This window comes from Actinomycetospora sp. (genome assembly GCF_055612215.1).
Genome location: NZ_JBVPVA010000470.1, coordinates 1 through 9,297, shown reverse-complemented (window position 1 = coordinate 9,297; position 9,297 = coordinate 1). Strand labels below are relative to the sequence as shown.

At 74.1% G+C, this 9,297-nt stretch carries 12 protein-coding genes; 6 read left to right on the top strand and 6 right to left on the bottom strand.

Annotation, left to right across the window (positions count from 1 at the left end; all coding sequences use genetic code 11):
* The first annotated feature begins 84 nt into the window (after window positions 1-84).
* Window positions 85-291 (top strand): DUF2795 domain-containing protein, encoded by a 207-nt coding sequence (locus AC0CYZ_RS13150; protein ID WP_472215972.1) that lies wholly within the window; start codon window positions 85-87, stop codon window positions 289-291.
* Window positions 292-349: 58 nt separating this feature from the next.
* Here AC0CYZ_RS13150 and AC0CYZ_RS13145 read toward each other — a convergent pair whose 3' ends face one another.
* Together AC0CYZ_RS13145 and AC0CYZ_RS13140 are read right to left on the bottom strand one after the other, a co-directional pair.
* Entirely contained in the window at window positions 350-616 is a 267-nt protein-coding gene (locus tag AC0CYZ_RS13145; protein WP_472215970.1) for a hypothetical protein, read from the bottom strand.
* Window positions 617-754: 138 nt separating this feature from the next.
* Window positions 755-1,045 (bottom strand): hypothetical protein, encoded by a 291-nt coding sequence (locus AC0CYZ_RS13140; RefSeq protein ID WP_472215968.1) that lies wholly within the window; start codon window positions 1,043-1,045, stop codon window positions 755-757.
* A 256-nt stretch (window positions 1,046-1,301) separates the two neighbouring features.
* Between AC0CYZ_RS13140 and AC0CYZ_RS13135 the strand changes: the two genes are divergently transcribed.
* Complete coding sequence (locus tag AC0CYZ_RS13135; protein ID WP_472215966.1) at window positions 1,302-2,024, top strand: class I SAM-dependent methyltransferase; 723 nt, start codon at window positions 1,302-1,304, stop codon at window positions 2,022-2,024.
* 54 nt (window positions 2,025-2,078) lie between these two features.
* Here the strand turns inward: AC0CYZ_RS13135 and AC0CYZ_RS13130 are convergent, their stop codons facing one another.
* Window positions 2,079-2,372 (bottom strand): hypothetical protein, encoded by a 294-nt coding sequence (locus AC0CYZ_RS13130; RefSeq protein ID WP_472215964.1) that lies wholly within the window; start codon window positions 2,370-2,372, stop codon window positions 2,079-2,081.
* Between the two features lie 187 nt (window positions 2,373-2,559).
* Between AC0CYZ_RS13130 and AC0CYZ_RS13125 the strand changes: the two genes are divergently transcribed.
* Window positions 2,560-3,924 carry an FAD-dependent oxidoreductase gene (locus tag AC0CYZ_RS13125; protein WP_472215962.1) on the top strand — a complete coding sequence of 455 codons (1,365 nt, stop codon included), beginning with the start codon at window positions 2,560-2,562 and terminating at the stop codon, window positions 3,922-3,924.
* 77 nt (window positions 3,925-4,001) lie between these two features.
* Here AC0CYZ_RS13125 and AC0CYZ_RS13120 read toward each other — a convergent pair whose 3' ends face one another.
* From AC0CYZ_RS13120 to AC0CYZ_RS13110, 3 genes are read right to left on the bottom strand one after another with little or no spacing between them, the layout of a single operon-like run.
* Window positions 4,002-4,532, bottom strand: coding sequence for a hypothetical protein (locus AC0CYZ_RS13120; protein WP_472215960.1), 531 nt, complete (start codon window positions 4,530-4,532; stop codon window positions 4,002-4,004).
* A complete protein-coding gene (locus AC0CYZ_RS13115) occupies window positions 4,529-4,897 on the bottom strand; it encodes a DUF4873 domain-containing protein (RefSeq protein WP_472215958.1) in 369 nt (122 codons plus the stop codon). Before AC0CYZ_RS13115 ends, AC0CYZ_RS13120 begins: the two co-directional genes overlap by 4 nt.
* A complete protein-coding gene (locus tag AC0CYZ_RS13110) occupies window positions 4,894-5,670 on the bottom strand; it encodes a TetR/AcrR family transcriptional regulator (RefSeq protein ID WP_472215956.1) in 777 nt (258 codons plus the stop codon). Before AC0CYZ_RS13110 ends, AC0CYZ_RS13115 begins: the two co-directional genes overlap by 4 nt.
* Before the next feature lie 121 nt (window positions 5,671-5,791).
* Here AC0CYZ_RS13110 and AC0CYZ_RS13105 point away from each other — a divergent pair, with 121 nt between their 5' ends.
* From AC0CYZ_RS13105 to AC0CYZ_RS13095, 3 genes are read left to right on the top strand one after another with little or no spacing between them, the layout of a single operon-like run.
* A complete protein-coding gene (locus AC0CYZ_RS13105; RefSeq protein ID WP_472215954.1) occupies window positions 5,792-6,694 on the top strand; it encodes an AurF N-oxygenase family protein in 903 nt (300 codons plus the stop codon).
* Window positions 6,695-7,696, top strand: a complete 1,002-nt coding sequence (locus AC0CYZ_RS13100) for an alpha/beta fold hydrolase (protein WP_472215952.1) — start codon at window positions 6,695-6,697, stop codon at window positions 7,694-7,696.
* Complete coding sequence (locus AC0CYZ_RS13095) at window positions 7,689-9,269, top strand: flavin-containing monooxygenase (protein ID WP_472215950.1); 1,581 nt, start codon at window positions 7,689-7,691, stop codon at window positions 9,267-9,269. Before AC0CYZ_RS13100 ends, AC0CYZ_RS13095 begins: the two co-directional genes overlap by 8 nt.
* Window positions 9,270-9,297: the final 28 nt, after the last annotated feature.

The window sequence follows — 9,297 nt, the reverse complement described above, 5'->3', positions numbered from 1 at the left end:
CACGGGCAGTCCACGCCGTGAGGATTCCATCCCCCCGTGCGGGACGACGCGGTTGCGCGCCGGGGCGGGCGGTAACCCGCGCCCATGGGTTACGACGTCACGCAGGTACAGAAGTCGCTCGGTGGGTTCTCCTACCCGGGCAGCCCCGAGCAGCTCGCCGACCACGCCAAGGAGAAGGGCGCCGACCAGGAGCTCGTCGACACCCTCCGCGGCCTCGACAAGGACCAGTTCGACGGCCAGAACGCCGTCATGGAGAAGCTCGGCGAGGCGAACTTCCTCGGCGGGTCGTGACCCGTTTCGTGCCGTGGCGCACGGCCCGGGACCCCGGTCCCGGGCCGTGCCCGTGCGCTCAGCGCGGCATCGACGGGATGCGCTGCTCCACGACCTCGCGGGCGCCCTCCAGGGTGCCGTCGTTCGTCCAGACCTCCGGGTCGAGCTGGCTGACACTCCACCCTCCGGGCCGGACACGGCTGCCGTAGAGGAAGACGTCCTTCTCCTGGACCCACTCGATCTCGTAGTCGATGGGCTGCTCGCCGTCGGACTGCCACGTCCACACCGCGCCGGAGCGCCAGCTGGACTCCCGGACCTGTCGACCCTCGACGTCCCACGTCGTCACGGTCGTTCCCTCCCCCACCGGTCGGTGAGTGGACACCACCGGAACGCGTCCGGCCTGCCGCCGAACGGAGCATCAGCGTAAGCCGGGCCCGCGATCACCGACGGGTGAGGGTGACCGCCGGCCCGACCTCGGAGCGCGTCAGGACGCCGGCGACCAGCCCTCGCGGCACAGGGCCCCGACGATGCGGCGGGCGTCGGCGCGGTGGGCGTCGGACCGGTGCGAGGTCCAGCTCCACTCGGCGCACTCGCGGTGCAGCAGGTGCGCGACGACGGTGGCGGCGTGCTCGCGGTCGTCGGTCGAGACCTGCGCGGCCCGCGGCGCGGCCCCGGGGCGCAGCAGCGCGGCGACCGCGTCGCTGGGGCGACGGGACGCGAGGTCGACGACGTCGTGGTCGGGGTCGGTGGTGGCACCGGGCAGCGGAGCACTCATGGGGCGCCTCCTGGAGTCGGGACGGCGCGCGAGGACGGGGCCTCGCCCGGACGTCGTCCGAGTCGGGGTGCGCGGCGGCCACGACGACGCCCGCCTCCCGAGGGTGCCGCGCCGGGGCCGGGACGACACGGCGGCGGGAGCAACGACACATCGCCTGTCCGTCCGGAGGTCGTGTCGCGACGATGGTCGGGTCACGACCGTGACCCCGGTCTCCGCGACCGGCAGGCCGCACGCCACCCGCTCACCGAGGAGCCCGATGACCGCCCCCTTCACCGTCGAGCTCGACACCACGCCCGGCCGCCGCCAGGGCGAGGAACGGTTCGTCCTGCACCTCGACGGCGAGGCCCGCGAGGTCGTCCTGCACGACTACGCCACGGTGTACTCCGTGCCCGGGCTCTACGAGGAGGTCGTGCAGCGCCGCCTGCAGTGCGCCTCGCCGGCCACGGTCGCCGACGCCCTGGTCGAGGCCGGCGCCGCGATCGGCCGGGAGCCCGCGGACCTGCGGGCCTTCGACCTCGGCGCGGGCAACGGCGTCGTCGGCGAGGAGCTGACGGCCCGGGGGGTGACCGTGGTGGTCGGCGCCGACGGCATCCCCGAGGCCCGCGACGCCGCGCACCGCGACCGGCCGGGCATGTACGAGCACTACCTGGTCGGCGAGCGCCTCGACGGCGCCGAGGTGGCCCGCCTGGTGCGCGAGGAGCGTCTCGACGCGCTGGTGGCCGCGGGGGCGGTCGGCGAGGGCCACGTGCCGGTCGACGCGCTCGCCGAGCTGTGGTCGGCGTTCCCGGCGGGCTCGGTGCTCGCGCTGACCCTCAAGGACGGCGGCGCGGAGAGCGGGGACCACGACGTGCCCGACGTCGAGGGCATGCTCGCCGGCTTCGACGACACGCGCGTCGTCGTGCGCCGCCGCTTCCGGCACCGGCTCTCGATGGCCGGCACCGAGCTCTTCTACGTGGTGCTCGCCGCGGTCAAGGGCTGACGCCCATGTGAACGGATTTCGTCGCCAGGACGACCACATCCGTGCACATGGGCGTCAGCCCTGCACGAGCGTGAGGTGCGGCCGGCGTCGTCGCGTCGCCCGCCCCTCGACGCCGGTGCCCGCGAGGAGGCCCGGGCGCCACGGCCGGTCGGGGTCGGGGCGGCGCCGCGCGCCGACGGCCCGTCCGGCGAGGTCGTTGACGAGGTCGTCGGCGAGCTCCTCGGAGAGCACCCGGTCGTCGTCGTAGACGTCGAGGACGTCCCGCCCGCGCCGCCACGCGTCGGCGCGCCACGGCCCCGGGTCCCACCACTGCTCGCCGTCGTGGGCGAGGCGTCCGTCCTCGATCATCAGGATCATCGTCGGCGCAGGTCGGGGCCACCCACAGGCCGGTTGCCGAATGGAGTGATGACTCGATGGAGGACCTTTTCCGACGCGCCGTCCTCGAGGGCTCACTCGGTCGTCGGCGTGGCGCGCCCCGGAGGGGTGGCCGGCCACGCGGGGTGCGACGGGTCACGTCCTCCGACAGGATCGCCTCATGCGGACGCACGCGGTGGCGATCGTCGGTTCCGGACCCTCGGGGTTCTACGCGGCGGGGGCCTTGCTGGACGCCGAGGACCCACCGGTCCGCGTGGACATGTTCGACCGGCTCGCCACGCCCTGGGGCCTGGTGCGCGCCGGGGTGGCCCCGGACCACCCGAAGATCAAGTCGGTGAGCACGCAGTACGAGAAGATCGCCGCGCAGCCGGGCTTCCGGTTCTTCGGGCACGTCTGCCTCGGCGAGGACGTGACCGTCGACGAGCTGCTGGAGCGCTACGACGCGGTGATCTACGCGGTGGGCTCGCAGACCGAGCGGCGGCTCGGCATCCCCGGGGAGGACCGCCTCGGCAGCCTCGCCTCGGTGGACTTCGTCGGGTGGTACAACGGCCACCCCGACTACGCGGACCTCGAGCCCGACCTGGGCGCCTCGCGGGCGGTGGTGATCGGGGCCGGCAACGTCGCCCTCGACGTCGCCCGGATGCTGCTGCTCACCGAGGACGAGCTGCGCGGCACCGACACCGCCGACCACGCGGTCGACGTCCTCACCGCCTCGGGGGTGCGCGAGGTCGTCGTCTGCGGGCGGCGCGGACCGGCCGAGGCGGCGTTCACGACGACCGAGCTGCGCGAGCTGGACGACCTCCCGGGGCTCGCCGTCGTCGTCGACCCGGCGCAGGTCCCGGACGCGGCCGGCGACGCGGACCTCCCCAAGGCGACGCGGCGCAACGTGGAGCTGTTCCGGAAGTGGGCCGACCGCGGCGACGGGACCGGGGACCGCCGGATGGAGTTCCGGTTCCTGCGCTCGCCGGTGGCGATCCTCGGGGACGGCGAGGACGGGCCGGTGACCGGCGTGGAGCTCGGGATCAACCGGCTGGAGACCGACGACGAGGGCCGGGTGCGCCCGGTGGACACCGGCGAGCGGGAGACCCTCGAGTGCGGCGTGCTGCTGCGCGCCGTCGGCTACCGCGGGGTGGCCCTGCCGGGGGTGCCCTTCGACGAAGCCACCGGCACGATCCCGCACACCGAGGGGCGCATCGAGGGCCGCGAGCGCGAGTACGTCGTCGGCTGGATCAAGCGCGGGCCCACCGGGATCATCGGGACGAACCGCAAGGACGCCAACGAGACCGTGCGCGGCCTGCTCGCCGACCTCGCCGCCGGGACGCGGGAGGATGCGACGATCGCCTCCGCCGAGGAGGTCGAACAGTGGCTCTCGCAGCGCTGCCCCGACCTCGTCGACCTCGACGGCTGGGAGGCGATCGACGCCCACGAGCGCGCCGCCGGCCAGGACGGCGGGCGCCCGCGCCGCAAGGTCGTCGACCGGACGGCGTTCATGGCCCTGGTGCGCGAGCAGGCCCGGGCGCAGTAGGTCCCCGACCGGGGTGCGCCGAGTGGACACCCAGGGCTGCGGCGGCGACCGTGCGGGCCCACTCGGCCCTCGGGCGCCTACGCCGTCTCCTCGCCCTCCTCGTCGAGCGGGATCCGGCGCAGCTCACGGGCCTCGGGGGTCTCGAGCAGCTCGGTGACGTAGCCGATCACGTGGTGGCGGATCTCGGCGTCGAGGTTGCCGAGCCGGCGCACGAACACCCCGCCGACGCCGCGGGTGTGCGTCTCCAGGGCGATGTCACCGGGGCCGAGCTCGTCGACCTCGACGAGCACGTGGTCCTCCTCGGGCGCGAGGCACGCCTCGAGGCCGATCCGCACCGTCATCCGCGCCTCGACCGGCACGTTCCGGCTGCCCATCTGGACGGCGATGTCCAGCTGCACGGGCACGTGGACCTCGGTGCTGCCCGGGCGCGTACCGCGCCGGGCACGGAGCCGGCCGACGACCCCGGTGGCCTGGGCGGTCGCCATGCCGCCGGGCCCGGCGGTCACCGGCCCGAAGGCCAGCCGGTCCCCGATCAGGTCCCCGATGTCGCGCACGGCCCGCTCCGGGCTGGCGACCGCCGACAGCAGCGCGTCCCGCTCGCTCGTCACGCCGTCTCCGCCAGCTCGTCACCCGCGCCGACCGCGAAGGGAGGTGTGCTGGTGCCGACGATCCGGTAGCGGCCCCAGGGGTCGACGTCGGAGAGCTCCCCGACGGCCTCGCCGTGCGGCGTGGTCAGCAGACCGGTCGCCTTCTTCCCGCCGAGTGCGGACTCGAGCCCGGCGTGCACCGCCACGCGGCCGTACCAGTGGTAGCGGCCGTCGAGGGGCTCGAAGTGCCCGCGCAGGGTCACCTCGACCTCGAGGGGCTCCGCGTCGCGGTTCTCCAGGCGCAGCGAGGCCGGGCCGCGGTAGCCGTCCTCGTCGTCCTGCGTCGGCTCGCCGGCATGACCGTGCTCGTCGGTCGGTGGCGTCATCGTCCGCTCCCTGGCTCGGCGTCGGTTCCCGTCGGGTCGGTCTCGGGCGTCGGCGATGGTGCGCCGACGGTGTGGCCGTGCGACAGCTGGATCACCCGATTGATCTCGAGCGGGACGTTCGGGTCGATGACCACGTCCCGTTGCCGGGCGAACCCGTCGATGGCCGCCCACACCAGCGTCGTCAGGTACTCGGTGACGGAGTCCCGGCTCATCGAGCGCCGCTCGAGCCACCACTCCGCGGTGTTCTGGACGAACCCGACGACGCCGTAGGCCCACGGCTCGGCCGCGCCGGAGTCCAGCCCGAAGGCGCGCAGGTAGTCACCCAGCAGCGCCGAGAGCGCCGTCGCGATGATCTCCTTGTCGGCGCGGACGACCTCCTCGCCGTGGCCGTGCCGCGCGAGCACCCAGTAGAGGTTGGGGTACTCCTCGAGGGTCCCGAGCACCGCGTCGATCGACTTGCGGATCCGCGGGACCGGCGCCTCCTCGGAGTTCAGCGCCGGGATGAGCCGGTCGAGCAGGATCTGCGTCGCCCGCTCGCCCATCGCCTCGACGAGGTCGGCCTTGTCGGAGAAGTGCCGGTAGAGCACCGGCTTGGTGACCCCGGCCTCGACGGCGACCTGCTCGATCCCGAACTCCGGGCCGACCTCCGCGAGCACGCGCATCGCCGCCTCGACGAACTCCGCGCGGCGCTCCGCGCGGTGCTTCGTCCAGCGGGTGCGACGCCCGTCACGTGAGGGGGTTCCGCCCCGGTCCGGCTTGACACCGTCCGCCATGGCTCGGACGCTACCAGTAGTTACGGTTACCTGCGGTAAGACGTACACAACGTTGGGGATACGAGGTGTACGAGGCATCCTCCGTCATCCACCAGCACCCCGCCCGGGAAGGACGTCCGCCATGTCGGCACCTGCCGTGACGAGCGAAGGCCAGGGGATCGCCACCCGTCTGCTGCGGTCCGCGGCGAAGCGCTCCTACGACCCGGACGTCGACATCGACTGGGACGCCCCGCTGGTCGAGGGCGCGCACTGGATGCCCGAGCACCGGGTCTCGCTCTACGGCACGCCGCTGTGGGAGCGGCTGACCGCCGAGCAGCGGATCGAGCTCGGCAAGCACGAGGCGTGCAGCGTCGCGAGTGTCGGGCTGTGGTTCGAGACGCTGCTCATGCAACGCCTGCTCAAGGACTTCTACGCCGGCGACCCGACCACCGAGCGCTCGCAGTGCGCCCTCACCGAGGTCGCCGACGAGTGCCGGCACTCGCAGATGTTCGCCCGGCTGGTGGCCCGCGCCGGCGTCGAGCCCTACGGCGCGGTGCCGGCCGTACACCAGCTCGGCAAGCTCTTCTCGGTCATCAACTGGGGTCCCGCGGCCTACGCGTCGATCCTGGTGGCCGAGGAGGTGCTCGACCGGCTGCAGCGCGAGCAGGCGAACGACGAGTCGATCCAGCCGCTGATGCGCCAGGTCAACCGCATCCACATCGTCGAGGAGGCGCGCCACGTCGCCTTCGCCCGCGACGAGGTGACGCGCGGGCTCGCCGCCCTCTCCCGCACCGAGCTCGCCTACCAGCGCTTCATCTGCGCCCTGACCTCGTACTTCGTGGTCCGCAGCCTGATCAACCCGAAGGTCTACGCCGCCGTCGGGATCGACCCCGCGGAGGGACGCCGCGCCGCACTCGCGAACCCCCACCACCGCGAGATGATCCGCTTCGGCGGCGAGAAGATCCTCGCCTTCCTCGACGAGGCCGGGATGATCGCCGGCCCCGGGCGGGCACTGTGGACGAAGTCCTTCCTGCTGGAGCGCTGAATGACGACCGAGACGCGGCGTGCCGCGATCCGCCGGACCGCCGAGACGGTCGGCCCGCTGGAGCTCACGACCGGCATCAGCCTGCGGGTCGCCCGCTCCGGGATCCGGAGTCCCGGCGAACCCACGCTCCTCCTCGCCCACGGCTGGTCCCAGGACCTGCGCACCTGGGACCGAGTGGTCGGCGACCTGCGCCGCGCCGGCGTGACGGCCGAGATCCTGCGCTACGACCACCGCGGGCACGGCGGCTCGGAGTCCCCGGGCCGGGAGGGCGCGACGATCGGGCGGGCCGCCGACGACCTCGCCGCGATCCTGACCGACCACGTCGAGGGCCCGGTCGTCATCGCCGGGCACTCCATGGGCGGGATGACGCTCATGGCCCTCGCCGAGCGGCACCCCGACCTCGTGCGCGCCCGGGTCGTCGGGGCCGGCTTCGTCGCGACGGCGAGCGACGACATGGCCGAGCTGACGCTCGGCATCGAGGGCCGCCGCGGCGCCTTCGTCGCGCGGGGCGAGCGGGTGATCATGCCGTGGCTGGCGTCGGTCGGGAACCGCGCGCCGGTGCACCGGGCCGATCCGGAGGGCAGCGGCGTCCACACCCGGTCGGTGGCGCTCGCCCCGGTGGTGCGCGCGCTCGTGTTCGGCCGGCACCCGCGGCGCGCCGACGTGCTCTCGGTCGCCGAGCAGACCTTCGCCGCGGACCCCGTCGTCGTCGCCGCGTTCCGCGCCTCGATCGGGGAGCACCAGCGGACGTCCTCGCTGGCCGCGCTGCGCGGGGTCCCGACGGTCGTCCTCGTCGGCACCCGGGACCGGCTCTGCCCGCCGGACCACGCCCGCACCATCGCCGGCGCGCTGCCCGACGCCGAGCTCGTCGTGCTCCCCGGCGCCGGCCACATGATCACCTTCGAGCGCTCCCAGGAGGTGGCCGCGCACCTGCAGGGACTGCTGGAGGCGGCCACCGTCACCGAGCCGGCCACGACGTCGAGGGAGTGCAGCAGTGTCTGACCCGGAGTTCCACGAGGTCGTCGTCGTCGGGACCGGGTTCGCCGGGCTCGGCCAGGCCCTGGAGCTGGAGCGCCGCGGCGTCCGTGACGTCGTCCTGCTCGAGAAGGCCCCCGCGTCGGCCGGGGTCGGGGGCACGTGGCGCGACAACACCTACCCGGGCTGTGCGTGCGACATCCCGTCGCACATGTACTCGCTCTCGACCGACCCGAACCCCGCCTGGTCGCGCTCCTACTCGCCGCAGCCGGAGATCCGCGCGTACCTCGAGCGGGTCGCCGATGCGCACGACCTGCGCCGGCGGGTGCGCTTCTCGACCGAGATGACCGGCGCGACGTGGGACGAGGAGACCCGCACGTGGACGGTGCACACGCGCGGGCGGGGCGCCGACGGCGAGGGCCTCCGCCGGTACCGCTGCCGGTTCCTGGTCTCCGGGGTCGGCGCGCTGCACCTGCCCTCGACGCCCGCGCTGCCCGGCGTCGAGCGCTTCCGCGGGGAGGCGTTCCACTCCGCGCAGTGGCGCCACGACGTCGACCTGCGGGGCAAGCGCGTCGCGGTCGTCGGGACCGGGGCGAGCGCCGTCCAGTTCGTGCCGCGGATCGCCCCCGTCGCGGCCGGGGTGACGCTCTTCCAGCGCACGCCCGCGTGGGTGCTGCCCAAGGGCGATCACCCGATCGGCGCGCTGCGGAAGAAGGCGTTCGCCCGCGTCCCGGCGCTGCAGCGCGCGTACCGCGGCGTGCTCTACGCCGCCCTGGAGTCTCGCGCGATCGGGTTCATGAGCCGCCCGGAGCTGCTGCGCCCGGCGGAGTGGCTCGCGCGCAAGCACATCGAGCGCGCGATCTCCGACCCCGACCTGGTCGAGAAGCTCACCCCGCACTACTCACTGGGGTGCAAGCGCGTCCTCGTCTCCAACGACTACTACCCCGCGCTCGCCCGCCCGACGGTGGACGTGGTCACGTCGGGCATCGCGGAGGTGACCGAGACCGGCGTGGTCGACCACGACGGCGTCGAGCACCCGGCCGACGTGATCGTCTACGGCACCGGCTTCCACGTCACCGACGCCTTCGACGGCCTGACCGTCACCGGGCGGGGCGGCCGCACGCTGCGGCGGACGTGGGCCGAGCACGGCATGGCGACCCACCACGGCATCACCGTCACCGACTTCCCCAACCTGTTCTTCCTGCTCGGCCCCAACACCGGCCTCGGTCACCACTCGGTCGTCTTCATGATCGAGTGCCAGACGCGGTACGTCGCGCAGGCCATTGCGGCGGTCCACGACGCCGGGTGCAGTGGCCTGGACGTGCGCTCCGAGGCCCAGACGCGGTCGAACGCGGCGGTGCAGCACCGGCTGAGCAAGGGCATATGGACCCGCGGCGGCTGCACGAGCTGGTACCTCGACTCCGCGGGGGTGAACCGGGTCATCTGGCCGGGCTTCACCCTCCGGTACTGGGCCGAGACCCGGCGCTTCGCGGCCGAGGACTACGAGTTCTTCGGCCGCGCGGAGGACTTCGGCGTGCCGGAGGCCGCGGCGCGGGCGCGCTCCTCGGAGGAGGAGCAGACGGCGCTCTCGCAGGCCTAGACCGCGCGGACGCAGGGCACGCGCCCGC